The sequence below is a fragment of the Amycolatopsis sp. NPDC051102 genome, assembly GCF_040682815.1.
In the GTDB taxonomy this organism is placed as follows: Bacteria; Actinomycetota; Actinomycetes; order Mycobacteriales; family Pseudonocardiaceae; genus Amycolatopsis.
The window spans coordinates 1,300,004-1,319,375 of record NZ_JBFBBT010000001.1 but is presented as its reverse complement, the minus strand read 5'-3'; the positions used below and the strand labels follow the sequence as shown (position 1 = coordinate 1,319,375).

Annotated in this window: 21 protein-coding genes; 5 read left to right on the top strand and 16 right to left on the bottom strand. The window is 73.2% G+C overall.

The features are described 5' to 3' along the window. Nucleotides 1–17 precede the first annotated feature (17 nt). A complete protein-coding gene (locus tag AB0M93_RS05580; RefSeq protein ID WP_364268693.1) occupies nucleotides 18–1,256 on the top strand; it encodes an MFS transporter in 1,239 nt (412 codons plus the stop codon). On the opposite strand, the gene AB0M93_RS05575 is transcribed toward AB0M93_RS05580, so the two are convergent. From AB0M93_RS05575 to AB0M93_RS05560, 4 genes are read right to left on the bottom strand one after another with little or no spacing between them, the layout of a single operon-like run. Then, nucleotides 1,147–1,446 carry a hypothetical protein gene (locus AB0M93_RS05575; RefSeq protein WP_003092405.1) on the bottom strand — a complete coding sequence of 100 codons (300 nt, stop codon included), beginning with the start codon at nucleotides 1,444–1,446 and terminating at the stop codon, nucleotides 1,147–1,149. The two genes, AB0M93_RS05580 and AB0M93_RS05575, sit on opposite strands and share 110 nt — an antisense overlap. Then, nucleotides 1,433–1,657: a hypothetical protein gene (locus AB0M93_RS05570; protein ID WP_364268692.1), complete on the bottom strand. Its 225-nt coding sequence runs from the start codon at nucleotides 1,655–1,657 to the stop codon at nucleotides 1,433–1,435. The genes AB0M93_RS05575 and AB0M93_RS05570 overlap by 14 nt, the downstream gene beginning before the upstream one ends. 45 nt (nucleotides 1,658–1,702) lie before the next feature. Then, the gene (locus tag AB0M93_RS05565; protein WP_003092399.1) at nucleotides 1,703–2,158 is read right to left on the bottom strand and encodes an Lrp/AsnC family transcriptional regulator; all 456 of its coding nucleotides are present in this window, start codon (nucleotides 2,156–2,158) and stop codon (nucleotides 1,703–1,705) included. Beyond that, the gene (locus tag AB0M93_RS05560) at nucleotides 2,155–3,297 is read right to left on the bottom strand and encodes a Xaa-Pro peptidase family protein (RefSeq protein WP_364268690.1); all 1,143 of its coding nucleotides are present in this window, start codon (nucleotides 3,295–3,297) and stop codon (nucleotides 2,155–2,157) included. The genes AB0M93_RS05565 and AB0M93_RS05560 overlap by 4 nt, the downstream gene beginning before the upstream one ends. A gap of 197 nt (nucleotides 3,298–3,494) precedes the next feature. Between AB0M93_RS05560 and AB0M93_RS05555 the strand changes: the two genes are divergently transcribed. Beyond that, nucleotides 3,495–4,439 (top strand): 5'-3' exonuclease, encoded by a 945-nt coding sequence (locus AB0M93_RS05555; RefSeq protein WP_364268688.1) that lies wholly within the window; start codon nucleotides 3,495–3,497, stop codon nucleotides 4,437–4,439. Here the strand turns inward: AB0M93_RS05555 and AB0M93_RS05550 are convergent. The 4 genes from AB0M93_RS05550 to AB0M93_RS05535 all read right to left on the bottom strand — a co-directional run bounded on the left by AB0M93_RS05550 (nucleotide 4,436) and on the right by AB0M93_RS05535 (nucleotide 10,769). Continuing rightward, the gene (locus AB0M93_RS05550; RefSeq protein ID WP_364268687.1) at nucleotides 4,436–5,653 is read right to left on the bottom strand and encodes a GNAT family N-acetyltransferase; all 1,218 of its coding nucleotides are present in this window, start codon (nucleotides 5,651–5,653) and stop codon (nucleotides 4,436–4,438) included. The genes AB0M93_RS05555 and AB0M93_RS05550 overlap by 4 nt on opposite strands. A gap of 49 nt (nucleotides 5,654–5,702) precedes the next feature. Continuing rightward, the gene (locus AB0M93_RS05545) at nucleotides 5,703–6,905 is read right to left on the bottom strand and encodes a GNAT family N-acetyltransferase (protein ID WP_364268685.1); all 1,203 of its coding nucleotides are present in this window, start codon (nucleotides 6,903–6,905) and stop codon (nucleotides 5,703–5,705) included. A gap of 70 nt (nucleotides 6,906–6,975) precedes the next feature. Then, nucleotides 6,976–7,746 carry a DUF4333 domain-containing protein gene (locus AB0M93_RS05540; RefSeq protein ID WP_364268683.1) on the bottom strand — a complete coding sequence of 257 codons (771 nt, stop codon included), beginning with the start codon at nucleotides 7,744–7,746 and terminating at the stop codon, nucleotides 6,976–6,978. Between the two features lie 245 nt (nucleotides 7,747–7,991). Further along, nucleotides 7,992–10,769 carry a DEAD/DEAH box helicase gene (locus AB0M93_RS05535; protein ID WP_364268681.1) on the bottom strand — a complete coding sequence of 926 codons (2,778 nt, stop codon included), beginning with the start codon at nucleotides 10,767–10,769 and terminating at the stop codon, nucleotides 7,992–7,994. 185 nt (nucleotides 10,770–10,954) lie between these two features. Here AB0M93_RS05535 and AB0M93_RS05530 point away from each other — a divergent pair, with 185 nt between their 5' ends. Next, the gene (locus AB0M93_RS05530) at nucleotides 10,955–11,530 is read left to right on the top strand and encodes a hypothetical protein (protein WP_364268679.1); all 576 of its coding nucleotides are present in this window, start codon (nucleotides 10,955–10,957) and stop codon (nucleotides 11,528–11,530) included. Here AB0M93_RS05530 and AB0M93_RS05525 read toward each other — a convergent pair. From AB0M93_RS05525 to AB0M93_RS05495, 7 genes are all read right to left on the bottom strand, one after another. Then, entirely contained in the window at nucleotides 11,527–12,411 is an 885-nt protein-coding gene (locus AB0M93_RS05525) for a YegS/Rv2252/BmrU family lipid kinase (protein WP_364268677.1), read from the bottom strand. The two genes, AB0M93_RS05530 and AB0M93_RS05525, sit on opposite strands and share 4 nt — an antisense overlap. Continuing rightward, nucleotides 12,411–13,382, bottom strand: a complete 972-nt coding sequence (gene tatC / locus AB0M93_RS05520; RefSeq protein ID WP_364268675.1) for a twin-arginine translocase subunit TatC — start codon at nucleotides 13,380–13,382, stop codon at nucleotides 12,411–12,413. Before tatC ends, AB0M93_RS05525 begins: the two co-directional genes overlap by 1 nt. Nucleotides 13,383–13,469: 87 nt before the next feature. Continuing rightward, nucleotides 13,470–13,787: a Sec-independent protein translocase subunit TatA gene (tatA, locus tag AB0M93_RS05515; protein ID WP_364268674.1), complete on the bottom strand. Its 318-nt coding sequence runs from the start codon at nucleotides 13,785–13,787 to the stop codon at nucleotides 13,470–13,472. Nucleotides 13,788–13,818: 31 nt separating this feature from the next. Next, the gene (locus tag AB0M93_RS05510; RefSeq protein WP_364268672.1) at nucleotides 13,819–14,031 is read right to left on the bottom strand and encodes a bacteriophage holin; all 213 of its coding nucleotides are present in this window, start codon (nucleotides 14,029–14,031) and stop codon (nucleotides 13,819–13,821) included. Between the two features lie 9 nt (nucleotides 14,032–14,040). Beyond that, on the bottom strand, nucleotides 14,041–15,021 hold the full coding sequence (locus tag AB0M93_RS05505) for a WYL domain-containing protein (RefSeq protein ID WP_364268670.1): 981 nt from the start codon (nucleotides 15,019–15,021) through the stop codon (nucleotides 14,041–14,043). Continuing rightward, nucleotides 15,018–16,001, bottom strand: coding sequence for a WYL domain-containing protein (locus tag AB0M93_RS05500; RefSeq protein WP_364268668.1), 984 nt, complete (start codon nucleotides 15,999–16,001; stop codon nucleotides 15,018–15,020). The genes AB0M93_RS05505 and AB0M93_RS05500 overlap by 4 nt, the downstream gene beginning before the upstream one ends. A gap of 10 nt (nucleotides 16,002–16,011) precedes the next feature. Further along, entirely contained in the window at nucleotides 16,012–16,443 is a 432-nt protein-coding gene (locus AB0M93_RS05495; RefSeq protein WP_364268666.1) for a helix-turn-helix domain-containing protein, read from the bottom strand. Nucleotides 16,444–16,551: 108 nt separating this feature from the next. Here AB0M93_RS05495 and AB0M93_RS05490 point away from each other — a divergent pair, with 108 nt between their 5' ends. Beyond that, nucleotides 16,552–17,472: an NADP-dependent oxidoreductase gene (locus AB0M93_RS05490; RefSeq protein ID WP_364268664.1), complete on the top strand. Its 921-nt coding sequence runs from the start codon at nucleotides 16,552–16,554 to the stop codon at nucleotides 17,470–17,472. Between the two features lie 27 nt (nucleotides 17,473–17,499). Beyond that, nucleotides 17,500–18,198 carry an SDR family oxidoreductase gene (locus AB0M93_RS05485; protein ID WP_364268662.1) on the top strand — a complete coding sequence of 233 codons (699 nt, stop codon included), beginning with the start codon at nucleotides 17,500–17,502 and terminating at the stop codon, nucleotides 18,196–18,198. Here the strand turns inward: AB0M93_RS05485 and AB0M93_RS05480 are convergent. Next, nucleotides 18,195–19,217: an oxidoreductase gene (locus AB0M93_RS05480; protein WP_364268660.1), complete on the bottom strand. Its 1,023-nt coding sequence runs from the start codon at nucleotides 19,215–19,217 to the stop codon at nucleotides 18,195–18,197. The two genes, AB0M93_RS05485 and AB0M93_RS05480, sit on opposite strands and share 4 nt — an antisense overlap. Nucleotides 19,218–19,372 lie beyond the last annotated feature (155 nt).

Here is a 19,372-nt window from a genome sequence, read left to right as displayed (position 1 = left end):
CTACTGATGGGGGTGCCATGAACCGGACAGCAATGCTCGCCGCGGTGTGCGCGGTGGCCGTGGCCGGCATCTACGCCGCCCAGCCCGTGCTGGCCGAGATCGGCGCCGAGCTGGGTGTGCCCGAGGCGCAGCTGGGGTGGATCGTCGCGGCCGGCCAGCTCGGCTACCTCGCGGGCCTGGCGCTGCTCGTCCCGTGGGGCGACCTCGTGGACCGTCGCCGGCTCATCGCCGGGCACCTGCTGCTGACGGCGGCCGGCGCGGTCCTCGCCGCGGCCGCGTCCCGGACGTGGATGCTGCTGGCCGGAGTGGCCGTCGCGGGCCTGTTCGCGGTCGTCGTGCAGACGACGGTCGCCTACGCCGCGGCCCTCGCCGCGCCCGGCGACCGCGGCCGCACGCTCGGCGTGGTGACCTCCGGGGTCGTCGCCGGCATCCTCGGGGCGCGCGTCGCGGCTGGCGCTCTGGCCACGGTATGGGGCTGGCGCAGCGTGTACGTCGTCCTCGCCGGGCTGCTGGTGACGCTGGCGGCCCTGGTGCTCCGGACGCTCCCACCCGACCCGCGCCCCGGCGGCTCCTCCTACCGGGATGTGCTGACGTCCCTGGGCGGCCTGTTCCGCGAGCGCTTGTTCGTCTCGCGCGGGGTGATCGCGTTCTTCCTGTTCGCCTCGTTCGGCACGCTGTGGAGCGGCCTGGCGTTGCCGCTCTCGGCCGCGCCCTGGCGGCTGAGCCCGGCCCAGACCGGGTTGTTCGGGCTCGCCGGGCTGGTCGGCGCGCTCGGCGCCACCCGCGCGGGACGCTGGGCCGACGCGGGGTTCGCGCGGGCCGTCACCGGCGGTGGTCTTGCGCTGCTGACCGTGTCGTGGCTGGCCACCGCGCAGGCGCCGTGGTCGCTGTGGCTCGCCGCGGCCGGGGTGGTCGTGCTCGACTTCGCCGTGCAGGCGGTGCACGTGAGCAACCAGCACCTGCTGGCCACGGCGTACCCGGACCGCACGAGCAGCGCCATCGGCGGCTACATGATCTTCTACGCGCTCGGTTCCGCGTTCGGCGCCACCACCACGACGGCCGTGTTCGCCGTCGCCGGGTGGGCCGGGTCCAGTGTGCTCGGGGCGGCGTTCGCCGTCGTCGCCTTCGCGGTCTGGGCCGCGGGCTTCAGAGGTCGAGGGCGGCCCGCAGGGCGATGTCGATGCGCTCCTGGACGTCCTGGTCGATCTCCGCGATCCGCTCGTCGAACCACGGGCGGTACAGGCGGGTCAGGTTGAGCGTCGACACCCAGTAACGGGCGTCGATCGCCACGCCGAGGATGTCCATCGGGTCGCGGTCGAGCAGTTCGGTGCCGAGCAGCCAGGGCCGCTCGGACTCGTTCACCCCGTCCGAGGACAGCAGCACCACCGTGCGCTGCCGGGCCGGTTCGGTCGGGGGATGGTACGTCCAGACTTCACCCCTGCGCACGCAGATCCTTTTCCGCCGCACGGCGTTCGGCCTCGTCCGATTCCGCGACGGCCGGTTCCGGCTTCTGCGGGGTGTAGCCCGTGCGGACCGCCTCCCGCCTGGCTGCCTTCGACAGCCAGGACGACACCGAGATTCCGTGGGCTTTCGCGGCGCGTTCGGCGAATTCCAGAGCCCCGCTGTCCAGCGAAAGAGTCACCTTACGTGTTGCCATACCTTTTACCGTACCAGTGCCCCGGTCACCGGGCGGTCCGCCGGGTCAGAACGTCGGCGAACGTCCCTCGAACGGCGTAGAGAGCACCACCGTCGTGCGAGTGGACACCTTCGCGGCCTCCCGGATCCGGCGCAGCAGGTCCTCCAGCGCCAGCGGCGACTGGACGCGCACCAGCAGGATGTAGGACTCGTCGCCGGCGACCGAGTAGCACGACTCGATCTCCTTGATGTGCTGGATCCGCTGCGGGTAGTCGTCCGGCGCCGCCGGGTCGTTCGGCGTGAGCGAGATCAGCGCCGTCAGCGGCAGGCCGATCTGCTCGCCGTCGAGCCGCGCGGTGTAGCCGAGGATGACCCCGCGCTGCTCGAGGCGGCGCACCCGCTGGTGCACCGCCGACACCGACAGCCCGACCCGCTCGGCGAGGTCGGTGAAGCTGCGCCGCCCGTCCGCCGCGAGCTCCTGGACGATCGACTGGTCCAGCGGCTCCAGGCCGCCGGGCGTCATGCGTCCAGCACGACGAGCTCGTGCGGCTGGTTGTTGACGGACTCGGCACCCTCGGCGGTGACGATCACGATGTCCTCGATCCGGGCGCCCCACCGGCCCGGCTGGTAGATGCCCGGCTCGACGCTGAAGGCCATGCCCGGCTCCAGCGGCAGCGCGTTCCCGGCGATGATGTAGGGCTCCTCGTGCACGTCCAGGCCGATGCCGTGCCCGGTGCGGTGGATGAAGTACTCCCCGAACCCGGCGTCGGCGATGACCTCCCGCGCGGCGGAGTCGACGGCCTCGGCGGTCACGCCCGGCTTGACCGCCGCGACGGCGGCGGCCTGCGCCCGCTGCAGCACCGCGTAGGTCTCGGCGACGTCGGCGTCGCGGGGCGTGCCGACGGCGTAGGTGCGGGTGGAGTCGGAGTTGTAGCCGGCCGGCAGCGGCCCGCCGATGTCGACGACCACGACGTCACCCTTCTCGATGACGCGCTCGGAGACGTCGTGGTGCGGGCTGGCCCCGTTCGGGCCGGACCCGACGATCACGAAGTCGGCCTGCACGTGCCCCTCTTCGACGATGGCCGCGGCGATGTCGGCGCCGACCTCGGCCTCGGTGCGGCCGGGCCGCAGCCATTCGTGCACCCGGGCGTGCACCCGGTCGATCGCCGCACCGGCCTCCCGCAGCGACGCGATCTCCGCGGCGTCCTTGCGCATCCGCAGTTCCCGCACGACCGGCCCGGCCAGGGTCTGCTCGGCGGTCCCGAGCGCGGCGCGCAGCGCCAGCACGTGCAGCGCCGGGGTGAAGTCGCTGACGGCGACCCGCCCCGGCTTGCCGAGCCGGTCGGCGACCAGCTTGTAGGGGTCGTCGCCGTCGACCCAGGTGAGCAGTTCGACGCCGAGCTCGTCGACGGGCACGTCGGCGTACCCGGGCGCCTCCAGCTTCGGCACGACCAGCGCGGGTGTGCCCTCGGCCGGGACGACGAGGGTGGTCAGCCGCTCGAACGACCCACCGGCCTGCCCGAGCAGGTACCGCAGATCGGAGCCGGGCGCGATCAGCAGCGCATCGGTGCTCGCGGCGGCCGCGGCGGCACGGGCCCGGTCCAGCCGGGCACGAAGGGAAGCGGCATCGGGGGCAGGCGTGTGGAGGGATCGGCGCGACATGAAGCCGAGCCTAGTGGGGCGCCCACGGCACCGGCTGCGCCCGGTGCCACGACATGCCGGGCCGGGTGACGCCCCCGCCCGGCCGGAGCCGAGCGGCGCGGGTCGAGCGGCCAGGACGGGCCCGCCTGGGTGCGCGAACCGACTGTCCGGGTGCGTCGTGTCACCTCCCCCGGTGCCGGGCGTGGCAGGCTGTGCGGGTGACCGGATCCCTTGCCCTGCTCGACTCCGCGAGCCTGTACTTCCGCTCCTTCTTCGCCCTGCCCGACTCCATGCGCGCCGCGGACGGGACGCAGGTGAACGCCGTGCGCGGGTTCGCCGACACGATCGCGCGGATCCTCACCGACCGGCGGCCCGCGCGGCTCGTCTGCTGCCTGGACGCCGACTGGCGGCCGAAGTTCCGCACCGATCTGCTGCCCAGCTACAAGGCGCACCGCGTCGCCGAGGAGACCGGCAGCGGCCCCGACGTCGAAGTCGTGCCCGACACGCTCACCCCGCAGGTGCCGATCATCCTCGACCTGCTCGAAGCGTTCGGGTTCGCCACCGCCGAGGCCGCCGGTTACGAGGCCGACGACGTCATCGGCGCGCTGGCCACCCGCGAGAAGCGCGATCCGGTCGAGGTCATCACCGGCGACCGGGACCTGTTCCAGCTGGTGCGGACCGAGCCGTCGCCCGCGTCGGTGATCTACGTCGGCAAGGGGTGGGCCAAGGCCGAGGTGCTGGGCCCGGCCGAGATCGCCGAGCGCTACAGCCTGCCCCGCGACACCGCCGGGCCCGCCTACGCGGACATGGCCGCCCTGCGCGGCGACCCCTCCGACGGGCTGCCCGGCGTGGCCGGCATCGGCGAAAAGACCGCGGCCAAGCTCATCACGCAGTTCGGGTCACTGGAGGCCCTCCTGGCCGCCGCCGAATCCGGCGACTCCGCGGTCCCGCTCAAGACCCGGCTGCGGCTCAAGGACGCCGCCGACTACCTCGCCGTCGCCCCGACCGTGGTCCGGGTGGCGGTCGACGCGCCGGTGGAACAGTCGCGGCCCGACACCGTCCCCGCCACGCCGGCCGACCCGGCGCGGGTAGCCGAACTCGCCGAGCGGTGGAACCTCGGCAACTCCGTCGAGCGGCTCCTCAAGGCCCTGCCCGGCGTCTAGAAGTGCGTGCCGCACCACGGCGCCGCCACCGTGGTGAACAGCTCGTCCGCCCGCGCCACCGCAGCCGCGTCACGGACTTCGAGCCGGCCCGCCTCCGCCAGCCCGGTCGCGCTCCACTGGCCGAGGTACAGCATCCCGAGCGTGTCGACGTCGAGGGCCAGGTCCGCCGCGGCGTCGGTGCGCCGGGCGCCGTCCGGGCCCACTTCGTAGTGGCCGGTGTTGGCCGGCAGCAGCCGGTCGGTCACCGCGACCACCACCGGAGCGGCCGCGCGGTAGGTGCGGGCGGCCAGCGCCGCGGCGACGTCGACCGGCCGCAGCCACAGGTCGTCCTCGACCGCGGTCGTGGCCGCGTGCCGGTGGTCGGTCAGCAGCAGGGCCAGCGGCTCGTCGACCGGGCGGTGGCGCGCGTGCACCTCCGACACCAGGTCCACCGACAGCAGGAACCGCCACAGCGCCGCCCGCGCGGCCGGATCGGCGGCGTGCAGGTCGTGGACGTCCAGCACTGCGCCGTGGTCCGGCGAGTCGAGCGAGCGGCGGCTGATCGTGGCGTACACGACGAACCCGTCGTCGCCGTCCGGTCCACTGTGGACGGCGACGAGGTGCTCGCTGTCCGGGGCCACGAGCCGGTCGTGCGCGATCGCCCACCACCGCTCCGGCCGCCCGATCATGCCCGGCCGGTGCAGCCCGATCCGCCGGTACAACGCGGAAATCTCCTGCACCGCCGACTCGGGCGTGAGCAGCCGGACCTCACCCCCGGTCGCGACGCGCTCGTGGAGCCGGGCCGCCGGCCGCGTCACCCGCAGGGCCTTGCCGAGCGCGGCCGAGCCGTAGCCGAACCGCCCGTAGATCGTCGGTTCGCTGGCGTGCAGGACCGCCAGCGGCACCCCGCGCGCGGCGAAGTCCGCCAGCTGAGCGGCCATCATCGCGCTGAGCACCCCGCGACGCGTCCGGTCGGCCCGGACACCCACGCCTTCCACCGCGGCGACCGGCACCGTCCGCCCACCCGGAACGGCGATCTCGGTGTCGAAGGCGCTGACGATCCCGATCGGGCTCCCGCCCTCGAACACACCGAACTTGTGCACAGCGGGCCAGGAATCCCCCACCCGGGCCCACAGGTCGTCGGTGACACGCGGACTGTGCAGGGCCCGGCGCAGCAGGTCGAACGTGCTGCGCCGCTCGTCATCGGTGATCGGGCGGACGTCGAAGGCGGTCATCCTCCCGATCCTGCCGCCCGCCGCCGCTCCCGGCACCCGATTTCCCCGCTCAGAAGTGGCTCCCGCTCCAGGCCGCCACGCGCGTGCCGAACAGCAGGTCCGCCGCCGCGGGTGCCGCCGGGTCACGGACCTCGATCCGCCCCGCGCCGGCCAGCGCCGACGGCCGCCACGTCCCCAGGTACACCATGGCCAGGGTCGTGACGTCCAGCCGCAGCCCGGCCGGCCGGTCCGTGCGCTCGGCACCGTCGGGCGACACGCGGTAGCCGCCGCTGTTGCCCGGCAGCAGCGGGTCGTACACCTCCAGCACCACCGGGGCGGCGGCCCCGTACTCCCGGGCGCCCAACGCCGCCGGGACGTCGACGAGCCGGAGCCAGTGCTCGTCCCCGATCCGGTCGACGTTCCCCCGGCGGTGGTCTTCGAGCAGCAGCTCGACCGGATCGTCCAGCGGCCGCGACGCGGCGACGATCCGGTCCACCAGGTCGATCCCCAGCAGGAACCGCCACAACCCGGTGTACGCCGCCGCCGAGCCCGCGAACAGGTCCACCACCTCGAGGTTCTTCGTCCACGGGTGAACCCGCAGCCCGTCGACGTGGTAGACGGCGAACCCGTCCGGCCCGCCGGGACCGTGGTGCACCACCGCCTTCACCGGCGAGGCGTGCCGCCGCAGCTGCATCTCGTACAACCGCCACAGCACCTCCGGCCGGGTCATCATCCCCGGCCGGAACTCCAGAACCTCGTACACGCCGGGACAGACCTCCAGCGCCCGGTCGAGGTCCAGCAACTCGACCGCACCGCCCGCCGGAGCATCCGGCCGCAGCCGCGCCCGGTGCCGATCGACGCTGTAGGCGCGGTAGCGCGTCGCCAGGCCGTAGCCGAACCGGCCGTAGATCGGCGCCTCCGACGCCAGCAGGTTCGCGAACACCACCCCGCGCGCGGCGAACTCCTCCAGCTGCGCCGTCATCAACGCCCGCAGCACCCCGCGGCGCGTCCGGTCGGCCCGCACCCCCACCGACGTGACACCCGCCATCGGCAACCGGGCACCGCCGGGCACCGACAACTGCGCGTCGAAGAACCGCGCCGTCCCGATCAGCTCCGGATCGAACGCACCCAGCGCCGCACCCGGCTGGTAGTATCGGGCCGCGAGCGCCCACTCCGCGTCATCGGCCGGCGGGAAGTGCACCGTCTCTCGGAACAGGTCACTCGCCGCCCGGTGTTCCCCGGCATCCAGCGTCCGGATCTCGAACTCGCTCATCCCCGGATCATCTCCGGAGACACCGAAGCCCGGCCACCGCAAACCACGGTGGCCGGGCCGGCGAAGCACCCTACTTCGAAACGGGCGGCGAAACCTCGTAGTTGCCGCCGTCGCCCTTCACCGTGATCGGCACCTGCTGCGGCTTGCCGGCGATCGTCGCCGTGCACTCGAACTTCGCCCCGTCCGCCACCTTCTGCTCGGCCGGACAGGTGACACCGGTGACGCCGTCGATCTTGTACGTCTCGGTCAGCAGCTTCTGCACGTCGGCCTGCATCTGCGTGTTGTTGAAGACCTGCGTCTTCAGGAACCCCGGCGTGACGAACGCGGTGAACAACACCACGGCCACCACCGCCACCGCGGCGATCACCCCGATCAGCAGCCCCTTCTTCGACTTCGCCGGCTTCTCCCCCTCCGGCGCACCCGCCCCGGGGAACTGCTGCTGGCCGTAGTCGTACTGACCGGGCTGCTGCTGCCCGTACTGCGGCTGGGCCTGGGGCCCGCTCTGCGGATACGCCCCACCCGGCTGCTGCCCGTACTGCGGCTGCGCCTGCGGCCCGCTCTGCGGATACCCGCCACCGGGCTGCTGCCCGTACGGCGGCGGCTGCTGTCCCCACTGCGGCTGCTGCGGCGGGGTGTACCCACCCGGCTGCTGCCCCCACTGCTGCGGTTGCTGGGGTTGCTGCGGCTGGCCCCACTGCTGCTGGTTCGGGTCGTAGGGAGGCTGCTGCGGCTGCTGCCCCCACTGCGGTTGCTCCTGCGAACCGCTCGGCGGGTACGCGCCGCCCGGCTGCTGCCCGTACTGGGGCTGCTGTGGGTCGTTGCCGCCATACGGCGTGCTCATCGTCTGCCTCCGCCTGCTTCGCTCATCAGTCCACCCCGAAACACCGGCAAGCCGCGCACACACGGTGTCGCAGGCGATCCAACCACAGGTCGGAGCCGAGCACACCTGTCCACGCCCACCGTCCCACCTGGGCTGCTGCGCCGATCGTCAGCAACCCGACCACAGCCACGGCCGAATGACTTCGCGGCGACCGTCACTCGCCGTGCAAGGGCGGCCTGCTTTTGGCCGGATTGCTGACACCGAGTTCACGCCGCACCCGCGGCCACCACCCCACGACGCAGCGCCTTCACCGCGTCGGCCGCCGCCGCTCCCACCGGGTCCGCCTTGCCCAGCACGTCCCGGATCTGGTCCAGCAGATCGATCACCTGCCGCGACCAGCGCACGAAGTCACCCGCCGACAACTCCTGCCCGTTCGCCTCCGCCGCGGTCAGCACCTTCTCCAGCGACTCACCCCGCGCCCAGCGGTACACCGGCCACGCGAACCCCGCGTCCGGCTCCCGCGTCCGGTCCAGCCGGTGCCGCCGCTCGTCCTCGGTCAGCTCCACCCACAACCGCGCCGTCTCCTGCCACGCCTCCGGCACCGCACCACCCGGCAACCGCGGCTCACCCGCGGTGTCCCGGCGCGCCTCGAACACCAGCGTCGACACCACCGCCGCCAGCTCCGCCGGGTTCAGGCCACGCCACACGCCGTGCCGGATGCACTCCGCCGCCAGCAGATCCGACTCGCTGTACAACCGCGTCAACCGCCGGCCGTGCTCGGTGACGCGGTCCTCGCCGTCCCCGGCCGACTCCGGCCCGAGATAACCGCGCTCACCCAGCAGAGCCAAGATCCGGTCGAACGCCCGCGCCAGCGAATGCGTCGTCGCCGCCACCTTGCGCTCCAGCTGCTTCGTTTCCTCGGCCAGTCGCTGGTACCGCTCGACCCAGCGCAGGTTCGCCTCGCGCTCGGCCAGCCCGTGGCACGGATGCGCCCGCAGCGCCCGCTGCAACACGGCCAGCTCGCCGTCCTCGTTCGCCCCCGACCGCCTCTTCTGCCGGCCCGGCAGCGAAATCCCGGCGTTGCGCAGCGTCGAAGCGATGTCCCGGCGCGTGCGCGGCGACCGCAGCTCGATGTGCTTGGGCAGCTTGATCCGCCCCAGCGCCTCCACCGGCGCCGGGAAGTCCGCCACCGACAACGGCCCCGACCACCGGTCCTCGGTCACCACCACCGGCCGCGGCTCCCGGATCGGGTCCAGGCCCGGATCGACCACCACCGCCAGCCCCGCCCGCCGCCCGGCCGGCACCGCGATGACGTCACCCTTGCGCAGCTTCTCCAGCGACTCCGCGGTCCCGGCCCGCCGCACGGCCGTGTTCTGCCGCGACAACGCCTTCTCCCGCGCCGAAATCTTCGCGCGCAGCTCGACGTACTCGAGCATCTCCTCGAAGTCGCCGGTCACCGCGGCCGTGTAGCCCTTCAGCGCTTCCTTGTTCCGCTCGATCCGGCGCGCGGTGCCCACCACCGACCGGTCGGCCTGGAACTGCGCGAACGACTGCTCCAGCAGCTCGCGCGCCTCGGCCGCCCCGACCTGCGCCACCAGGTTGACCGCCATGTTGTACCCCGGCCGGAACGACGACCGCAGCGGATAGGTCCGCGTCGAAGCCAGCCCCGCGACCTGCTTCGGATCCACGCCCGGCTGCCACGCGACGACGGCGTGCCCCTCCACGTCGATGCCCCGCCGCCCGGCCCGGCCGGTGAGCTGGGTGTACTCCCCCGGCGTCAGATCGACGTGCGCTTCGCCGTTGTACTTCACCAGCCGCTCGAGCACGACCGTCCGCGCCGGCATGTTGATCCCCAGCGCCAGCGTCTCGGTCGCGAAGACCACCTTCACCAGGCCACGGACGAACAGCTCCTCGACCGTCTCCTTGAACGCCGGCAGCAACCCCGCGTGGTGTCCGGCGATCCCGCGCTCCAGCGCCTCCCGCCACTCCCAGTACCCCAGCACCCCGAGATCACCCTCGGGCAGATCCGCCGTCCGCTCCTCGATGACCCGCCGGATCTCGTCGACCTCGCCGGGCCCGTTCAACCGCAACCCCGACCGCACGCACTGCGTCACCGCAGCGTCACACCCCGCGCGCGAGAAGATGAACACGATCGCCGGCAGCAACCCCGCCCGGTCCAGCTGCTCCACCACGTCCACCCGAGACGGCGGCCGGAACCGCGGCATCCGCGGCGGCGCACCCCGGCGGCCCCGCGGACTGCGGAAGCCCGCCGGCGCGTACTGACGGCCGATCTCCTCCGTGCGCCGCAGCAACGTCGGGTTGATCCGCAGCTCCGCACCGGGCGCGTGCACGTCCTCCCCGGCGAACAGGTCCAGCAGCCGGTTCCCCACCAGCATGTGCTGCCACAGCGGCACCGGCCGGTGCTCGTCCACCACGACCGTGGTGTCGCCCCGGACCTCCACCAGCCACTCGCCGAACTCCTCGGCGTTGCTCACCGTCGCCGACAGCCCCACCACCCGCACGTGCTCGGGCAGGTGCAGGATCACCTCTTCCCACACCGCACCCCGGAACCGGTCGGCCAGGTAGTGCACCTCGTCCATCACCACGTACCCGAGGTCGGTGATCGTGGACGAACCGGCGTAGAGCATGTTCCGCAGCACCTCGGTGGTCATCACGACCACCTGCGCATTGCCGTTGATCGAGGTGTCCCCCGTCAGCAGGCCGACGGCGTCGGTCCCGTACCGGGCCACCAAATCGGCGTACTTCTGGTTCGACAGCGCCTTGATGGGCGTCGTGTAGAAGCACTTTCGGCCCTCGGCCAGCGCCAGGTGCACCGCGAACTCACCGACCACGGTCTTGCCCGCCCCGGTGGGCGCGCAGACCAGCACACCGTGACCGCCCTCGAGGGCCTGGCACCCGCGGATCTGGAACTCGTCGAACTCGAAGGACGCCTCGGCGGCGAAGCGCGTCAGCTGGGGGTACTTCCCGCGGCGCGCGGAGGCCGCATAGGCCTCGGCCGGGGACGGAGAAGGGCTATTGGCCACCTCGTCAGGGTTCCACATCCCCCCGGCAGTCCGCACGCCGCGTGACGAACGGCGTGGTGCTCCCCGTCGTTGCTGCTTTGTTTTGTCAGCTGTCAGCTGTTGATCTTGAAAACTGCCCCGACGTATAGGGCGTTATACACTTTGCTGGGCGGAACCGGCAGGGCGTGGGCCGCGTCGGAGCGGGCATGACCGAACGGTGTCCGAGCTGCGGGTTGCTGGATCAGGTGCAGCACGTGCCCGCGGTGTACCGCGGCGGGCATTCGTTCTTCCGCGGCCAGGGCCCCGCGGTCACCGTGCCGGCCGGCGACGGGTTCGTCACGACGAACACGCAGGTCAGCGGGGTTTCCGTGACCGCGGTCGCCCGGTCGCTGGACCCCTTCCCTCCCCCGCGCCGCGATGGTGGCCTGCTCGCGGCGGCGATCGTGCTGGCGCTGGCCGGGAGCTGTTTCCTGTTGCTGCCGTTCTCGGCGATCGGCGACCCTCCGCCCGGCGGGTTGGCGGCGAAGGCGCTGGGCATCGCGGTGATCTCGCTGCCGTCGGTGTGCGTGTACGGGACGGCCGGGGTGCTGGTCTGGCTGTACGTGCGACGGCTGCGGGCGCACCGGAGGCAGCGGCGCGGGGTGCCGGCGGCGCAGCAGGTGTGGGAGCAGGGCTGGTTCTGCCACCGCTGCGGCGGCGTGTACTTCGCGGACGCGGGACGGCTGCTGACGCCGGCGCACTTCCGCCAGCTGGTGGCGCGCGCGGGCGGCTACGACCGTTAGGCCAGCACGCTCAGCGCGCCCGGGACGCAGCTGACGGTCACCGGCACGGTCCCCTGCGGCTCGCCGTCGGCGTAGGCGGGCCAGGTGTTGCCGGCCAGGGTGACCGAGCGGGCACGCAGGGTGCGGACGGCGGAGTGGGTGACGTGGTTGCCGGTCCGCAGGCCGGGGAGCATCCGGACCAGGCCGCGGCGGGTGGCGTGGCCGATGATCGTGACGTCGAAGACGCCGTCTTCGGGGTCGGCCGTCGGGCAGATCGGGACGCCGCCGCCGTAGAAGCGGGTGTTGCCGACCGCGACGAGGGTCGCGTCGAGCTCGAGGCGTTCGGTGCCGGTGTCGACGACGACGGGGCGGGGCCGGAACGCGGCGAGCTCGGCGAGGATCGCGAGGTCGTAGCGGCGTGGCCCGGACGGCCAGCGCATCCGGTTGGCGCGTTCGTTGACGCTGGCGTCGAAGCCGGTGCACAGCACCGTCGCGAACCAGGTGGTGGGGCCGATGCGGCCGAGGTCGATCCGGCGGCGGGCGCCCGAGCGCAGGGCCGCCACCAGTGCGTCGACCGCCGGCAGGGGCTCGCCGGGGACGCCGAGGGCGCGGGCGAAGTCGTTGCCGGTGCCGGCCGGGACGAGCCCGAGGGCGACGTCGTTGTTCGCGCAGAACTGGACGCCCTGGTGGGCGGCGCCGTCGCCGCCGAGGACGATCAGGACGTCGAGCCCGGCGGCGTGGGAGCTGCGCATCAGCTGCCGGGACTCCTCAACGGAGTTGGCGACGAGCACGTCGAGCCGGTCGACGGCCGTGCGCAGCCGCGCGGCGACCGTGTCGGCGATCCGCGCGGCCGCGCCGTGCCCCGAGGCCGGGTGCACGGCGAGCGCGGCGTGGATCCCCACTACGTGACGTCGTCGGTGCTCGACCGGCCACCGGACGCGGTCGGCGTGGACGGCTCGTCGTCGATCGTGCTCGGCGTGTAGTCGAACGGCGCCGCTTCGTCGTCGGCGAGTTGGTCCCAGCCCTCGTCGTGGCGTTCGCGGTCCTTGCGGCGGTCGTGGATCCGGGCGAGCTGCACGGCGACTTCGAACAGCACCGTCAGCGCGCCGGCCAGGCCGAGCATCGAGAACGGGTCGGACCCGGGGGTGGCGAAGGCGGCGAAGACGAACAGGGCGAACACGATGCCGCGGCGCCACTTCTTCAGCTGCGCGTACTTCACCACGCCGACGCGGTTGAGCATGACCACCAGCAGTGGCAGCTCGAAGCTGATCCCGAAGATGATCAGCAGCGACAGCATGAACGAGATGTACTTGTCCGCCGTCAGCGCGGTGATGAACTCGCCCTGGCCGAAGCCCATGAGCAGCTGCAGCGCGTGCGGGAACAGGATGTAGGCGAGCACCGCGCCCGAGGCGAACAGCACCGACGCGAACCCGACGAACGTCAGCGCGTACTTGCGCTCCTTCGAGTACAGGCCGGGAGCGATGAAGGCCCAGATCTGGTAGAGCCACACCGGCGAGAACAGCACCGCGCCGGCGGCGAGGCCGACCTTCAGCTGGATCATGAAGGCCTCGAACGGCACGGTCTGCAGCAGCTGGCAGCCCTGGGCGCCGTTGAGCCGCCGGTCCGGCGGGATGGCGCAGTACGGGTCCTTGATGATCTCGCCGAGCGACGGGATCACGCCCACCTTGGTGCTGAACCAGAAGAACCCGATGATCCCGCCGAGCACGACCGCGAGCATCGCGAAGCCGAGACGGCGGCGGAACTCGTAGATGTGCTCGATGAGCGTCATCGTGCCGTCGGGGTTGGCGCGACGGCTGCGCCTGCGCCGCTTCGACCGGCGGCTGTCACCGTTTCCGGAGGCGGATTCCGCCACGGGTTGTTCCGTTCTCGTCGGAGTCCGCCGGAGCGCGCCGGCTGGGCGCGCTCCGTGGACCAGGGACCGGGTGTGGCTTCAGGCGCGTCAGCTGGCGTTCTTCTGCGGCTGGTCGGCGGCCTGCTGCTTCTTGAGCTCGTCGAGCTGCCGCTGCAGGTCGGCGACCTGCTGGTCGGTCGTGGCGGCCGGGGCGGGCGTCGCCGGGATCTGCCTGGTCTCGACGGGCTCGGCGTCCTCGTGCGAGGCGGTCTTGTCGCCCGCGAGGTCCTTGGTCTCGGCCTTGAAGATCTTCATGGACTTGCCGATCGACCGCGCCGCATCGGGAAGCCGCTTGGCCCCGAACAGCAGCACGACGAGCAGCACCAAGATGATCAAATGCCATCCTTGCAATCCGTTGGCGAACAAGATGGCCTCCTATCTGCGTCTGGTAGGGATGTTACTGGTTTTCCGGTTTCCGGCGGCGCTGCTCGAACGCGACGCGCAGCGCTGCCGTCCGGGCGCGGAGCAACCCGGCCCGGTCCTGGGTGTTCGTAGCCACCATGCTTGCGGTCTGCCGGAAACCACGCAAGACCTTGACGGTCCGCACCAGCAAAGCGAGGAGCAGCAGCAGGCCGAGCGCGGCGAGCGCGATCGTGGGCAGGTACGGCACGTCGTCAGCCTAGTGGTCGCAGGTTGACGGAAGGTGACGGGCTCGGGCCACGGCGCGGGCGGCGCGGCGACCGACGTCCGCCGCGAGGTCGGCCGGGCTCTCCACCAGCGCTTCCCCGCCCAGACCCAGCACGAGGCGCACCATCCAGGACTGGTCGGCGTAGCGCATCCGGATCCGCAGGCGGCCGCCGTCGAGCTCGTCGAGCTCCTCGCACGGGTAGTACTCGGCTACCCAGCGTGCGTCCGGGTCGAGGACCAGGACGGCCTCCCGCTGGTCGGGACGTTCGCGAAAGACACCCTCGGAGATGTCGGTGGGGTGGGCGTGCGCGGGCGGCCGGGACGGCTCGCCGAGGATCGTCAGCTCGTCGATGCGGTCGAGCCGGAACAGCCGGACGCCCTCGGCGCGCCGGCACCAGGCTTCGAGGTAGCCGACCGCCTGGACGATCAGCAGCCGCATCGGGTCGACCGTGCGCTCGGTGATCTGGTCCTTCGACGCGGTGTAGTAGCGGATCCGCAGCGCCCGCCCGTCCTGCAGGGCGCGGGCGACCTCCTCGCGGGTGCGCGCGGTCTTCTCGCCTTCGCGCACTCCCCCGCCGACGACCACGCCGGCCGGCTGGGCCTGCCCGGCGGCGGCCTCGATCTTGGCGATGGACCGGCGGACGGCGTCGCCGTCGACCACTCCCGGCGTCTCGGCCAGCGCCCGCAGGGCCACCAGCAGCGCGGTCGCCTCGCCGCCGGTGAGCCGCAGCGGGCGGCTCATCCCGGCGTCGTGGGTGACGACGATCGTGTCGCCCTCGAAGGACAGGTCGATCAGGTCGCCCGGCCCGTAGCCCGGCAGCCCGCACATCCACAGCAGCTCGAGGTCCTTGCGCAGCTGCTTCGGCGTGACGTCGAAGTCCTGCGCGGCGTCGTCGATGCGGACGCCCGGGCGCGCCAGCAGGTACGGCACGAGCGCGAGCAGCCTCGGCATCCGGTCGGTGGACCCGCTCACAGCACGCTCCCCTGCCGGGCGACGACGGCTTCCAGCCGGTCCTGGACGCTCTTGGCCAGCACGTCGGGTTCGAGCACGACGACGTCCGGGCCCTGGGCGGCGATCCAGTCGGCGGCCGACTCCGGGTAGAGCAGGCCGATCTCCACGAGATCGCCCTCTTCGCCGTCGACGACGGACCGGCCGACCACCGTGCCGCGGCGGCGCACCCCGGCCGCGTGGCCGTCGGCGACCCAGACCCGGGCGGTGGTGACCGGGGCGGGTTCGCTGCCGCCGGTGGCCGTGACGAGCTTGAGGAGGTTGACGCCGTCGGGCCGCCGGACCTCGCCGGGCTTGCCGACCGGGCGGACCTGGCCGGTGACGCGGGAGAGCCGGAAGCAGCGGGTGGCGCCGCGGTCGCGGTCGTGCCCGACGACGTACCAGCGGGCGCGCCACGAGACCACGCCCCAGGGTTCGAGCGTCCGCATGATCCGCTCCGGGGAACCGCTGCGGCGGTACTCGAACCGGACGGCCTGGCCGTTCTGCACCGCGGCCAGCAGCGGCCCGAACGCCGGTTCGGCGCGCACCCGCGGCTCGACCACGGTGGGCGCCTGGTCGTCGACCTCCAGGCCGGCGGCGCGCAGCTTCACGAGCGCGCCCTGGGCCTGGCCGGTCAGCTCCGGGGAGTCCCACAGCCGGGACGCCAGCGCGACCGCGGCGGCTTCGTCGGGGGCCAGGTCGATCTCGCCGAGTTCGTAGTCGCGGCGGGCGATGCGGTAGCCCTCGATCGCGTCGAAGGCGGAGTTGCGGCCGGTCTCCAGCGGGATGCCGAGTTCGCGCAGTTCGGTCTTGTCGCGTTCGAACATCCGGAAGTAGGCGTCGTCGCTGGCCGCGTCGCCGTATCCGGGCACGATGCCGCGGATCCGCTCGGCGGTGAGGTACTGCCGGGTGGACAACAGGGCGAGCACCAGATTGACCAGCCGTTCGGCGCGTGCGGTGGACACCCGGTAGAGCCTAGCCCGCGCCGCCCGGCCCGATCGTGAGGTCCGGGGTACGCGCGTCGTAATCGGTGCGGGCGGCGTCGACGGCTTCGAAGTTGGCCTCCGCCCACTCCTTGAACCCGGCCATCAGCGCGCGGAGGCTTTCGCCCAGCGGCGTAAGGGAATAGTCGACGCGGACGGGCACCGCCGGGGTGACCTCGCGGCGGACGAGACCGTCCCGTTCGAGCACCCGCAGGGTCTGGGTGAGCATCTTCTGGCTGACCCCGGCGATGCGCCGCGAAAGGTCGCTGTAGCGCTGCGGGCCGTCACCGAGCGCGACGAGGATCAGGCTGACCCATTTGCCGGCGATCTCGTCGAGCAGCTTCCGGGTCGGGCAGGCCGCGAGATAGGCGTCGTAGGCGGCTTTTTCGGCTTGCCGCCGCTGTTCCGCCGTGCGCGTGGGCACCGGGCGCACCTCCTCCTGCGGTAGGCACCTGCGGGTGCGTACTTCCCAGCGGAGAGTAGCTCCCCATACGTTCGCGGGGAAGTTCCGGTCCGTGAGAGGAGAAAGCCCATGCGTGCGATCGTGGTCCGCCGGTTCGGTGGCCCGGAAGTCCTGGAGCCGGTCGAGGTGCCGGTGCCGGAGCCCGGTCCGGGTCAGGTGCGGATCCGGGTGGCGGCGGCCGCGGTCAACCCGGTCGACGTCGCGACCCGGGCCGGGTGGCTGACCGAAGCGGGCGTGATCCCGCCGCGAGCGGTGCTCGGCCTGGGCTGGGACGTGGCGGGCACGGTCGAGACGCCGGGCGGCGGGTTCGCCGCGGGCGACGCGGTGATCGGCCTGCGCGACCGGATCGCCACCCCGCTCGGCGCCTACGCCGAGCAAATCGTGCTGGACGCCTCCGCGGTGGCACCGGCACCGGCGGGCGTCACGGCGTTCGAAGCGGCGACCCTGCCGTTGAACGCCCTGACCGCGGCCCAGGCGCTGGACTTGGTCGAGACGACGGGCAGCGTGCTGGTGACCGGAGCGGCCGGGGCGGTCGGCGGGTACGCCGTGGCGCTCGCGCACGCACGGAAGCTGCGGGTGGTGGCGGTCGCTTCGGAGGCGGACGAAGCCGACGTCAGGGGGTTCGGGGCGGACGAGTTCGTGCCGCGCGGGCCGTCGCTCGGCGACCGGGTGCGCGCGCTGGTGCCGGGCGGGGTGGACGCGGTCCTGGACACGGCGTTGCTGGGGTTGGACGCCCTGGACGCGGTCCGCGGCGGCGGTGAGTTCGTCGCGTTCGCGGCCGGGGCGGCGCCGCTGCCGTTGCGCGGGGTCCGGGTCCGCAGCGTGTGGATCCGCGCGGACGGCGAGCGGCTGGCCGAGCTGGCCCGCCTGGCGGCGAACGGGACGCTCCCGCTGCGCGTGGCCGGAGTGCTCCCCTTGGCGGAGGCGGCGGTGGCGCACGAACGGATGGCCGCCGGCGGCCTGCGCGGCCGCCTCGTGCTGGCGCCGTGACCGAGCGCCGCGCTCTAACGTGGTGGTATGGATGATCGCGTTCTCCTCGTCACCGGTGCCTCCCGCGGCCTCGGCGCCGCCACCGCCCGGCTCGCCGCCGCCTCCGGGTTCAAGGTCGCCCTCGTCGCCCGCAAGGCCGAATCCGTCACTCCCCTGGCCGCCGAGCTCGGTGCGGACCGGGCGCTCGCGCTCGGCGCCGATGTCGGCGACTGGCCCGGCATCTCCGCCGCCGTCGACGAGACCGTGCGGCGGTTCGGCCGGCTCGACGCCGCCTTCGCCAACGCCGGGATCGGGGTCGGAACCTCCTTCTTCGGCGACGACGACCCCGACCCGCGCGCGTGGGAACCCATGGTCCGCACCAACGTCCTCGGCGCCGCCTACACCGCCCGCGCCGCACTGCCCGCGCTCCGGGAGACCGCCGGGCACCTGCTGATCACCGGGTCGGTCGCCGGCCGCTACATCCGCAACGCGAGCCTGTACTCCGTGACGAAGTGGGCCGTGACCGGGATGGCCGGGGCGATCCGGGAAGAGGCCGTCGGCACCGGCGTGCGCGTCACCCTGATCAACCCGGGCATGACCGACACCGACATCCTCAGCGACGAGCAGCGCAAGAAGCCGAACCTGCACCCCGACGACATCGCGCGTGCCGTGCTCTACGCCTTGTCGCAGCCGCCGTCGGTCGACGTCAACGAGATCCTCGTCCGGCCGACCGGCCAGGTGCTCTAGCGGAGGCGGGCGACGCGGCCCTGGACGCCGCTGGCCCAGCAGGCCGCCCCGGCGCAGTCCACGGTGTCGAAGCTGCCGGTGTCGAACCGGGTCCAGTGCCGGCCGCCGTCGGGGCTGAGGTCGCTGCCGCCGGGGCCGACGGCCAGGACCGCGCCGCCGCGCCACGCCAGTCCGGAGCGGTAGCCGGCCGGGTACTGCGCCGGCGTGCGCCACGTGCGGCCGCGGTCGCGGGTCAGCGCGACGGCCGGGCCCGGCGCGTCCGGGTTCGCGAAATCGCCGCCGATCGCCACCCCCTGCGACGGTGAGCGGAAGGCCAGGGCGAACACGCCGGCCGACGGGCTGCTCGGCAACGGCGTGTCCGACGCCGTCCAGTGGCGGCCGCTGTCGCCGGAGTGCAGGACGCGGGCGGTCGCGCCGCCGCCGGTGGCCAGCCACGCATCGAACGGCCCGGCCGTCGTGACGCACTGGCCGCTGGCCGCGAAGCCGGCCTCGCCGGGCAGCGCGGGCGGGAAGCCGCTGTCGGGGACCTGGTGCCAGCTGCGGCCGCCGTCGAACGTCGCCTGCAGCCGGAAGCGGCCGTCGACCGGGTCGCTCATCGCCAGCCCGCGCCACGGGTCGAAGAAAGCGAGGCAGTCGTAGAACGCCGCCGGGTCGGTGTTCTGGAACGTCTGGCGCCAGTGCGTGCCGCCGTCGTCGGTCCGGTAGACGCGGGAGTCGGTGCCGGGGCCGATCGAGAGGACCACGGCGTGGTCGGCGTCGAACGCCTCGATGTCGCGGAACTGCAGCGCCTCGGTCCCGGGCGGCCCGGCGGGCTGCCAGGTCGCGCCGCCGTCGACCGTGCGCAGGACGGTCCCCTGCGTGCCGCTGACCCACGCCACGCGGGCGCTGACGGCCGAGAGCCCCCGGAACTCGGCGGTGACCCCGGTCGGCTTCAGCTCCCACGACGGCAGGTGCTCCCCGGCCGAAGCCGGGACCGCGAGTGAAACCAGCAGGGCGACCACGAGCAGCACGACACGCATGCGGCGATCCTGCCGCACCCGCCACACGACTTTCGTCGGTAACGTCCCACCGGTCGTGGGGGGGTTTGGGGGGGTGAAAACCCCACACAACGACACAACGCCGGGGGCGGGGGGGGGGGCGGGAGGGGAGGGCGGGGCACCCCCACCGGGACACG

Coding starts and splice junctions, on each gene's coding strand:
- AB0M93_RS05580 (WP_364268693.1), top strand. CDS start 18: ATGAACCGGACAGCAATGCTCGCCGCGGTGTGCGCGGTGGCCGTGGCC.
- AB0M93_RS05570 (WP_364268692.1), bottom strand. CDS start 1,657: ATGGCAACACGTAAGGTGACTCTTTCGCTGGACAGCGGGGCTCTGGAA.
- AB0M93_RS05565 (WP_003092399.1), bottom strand. CDS start 2,158: ATGACGCCCGGCGGCCTGGAGCCGCTGGACCAGTCGATCGTCCAGGAG.
- AB0M93_RS05560 (WP_364268690.1), bottom strand. CDS start 3,297: ATGTCGCGCCGATCCCTCCACACGCCTGCCCCCGATGCCGCTTCCCTT.
- AB0M93_RS05550 (WP_364268687.1), bottom strand. CDS start 5,653: ATGACCGCCTTCGACGTCCGCCCGATCACCGATGACGAGCGGCGCAGC.
- AB0M93_RS05545 (WP_364268685.1), bottom strand. CDS start 6,905: ATGAGCGAGTTCGAGATCCGGACGCTGGATGCCGGGGAACACCGGGCG.
- AB0M93_RS05540 (WP_364268683.1), bottom strand. CDS start 7,746: ATGAGCACGCCGTATGGCGGCAACGACCCACAGCAGCCCCAGTACGGG.
- AB0M93_RS05530 (WP_364268679.1), top strand. CDS start 10,955: ATGACCGAACGGTGTCCGAGCTGCGGGTTGCTGGATCAGGTGCAGCAC.
- AB0M93_RS05490 (WP_364268664.1), top strand. CDS start 16,552: ATGCGTGCGATCGTGGTCCGCCGGTTCGGTGGCCCGGAAGTCCTGGAG.
- AB0M93_RS05485 (WP_364268662.1), top strand. CDS start 17,500: ATGGATGATCGCGTTCTCCTCGTCACCGGTGCCTCCCGCGGCCTCGGC.
- AB0M93_RS05480 (WP_364268660.1), bottom strand. CDS start 19,217: ATGCGTGTCGTGCTGCTCGTGGTCGCCCTGCTGGTTTCACTCGCGGTC.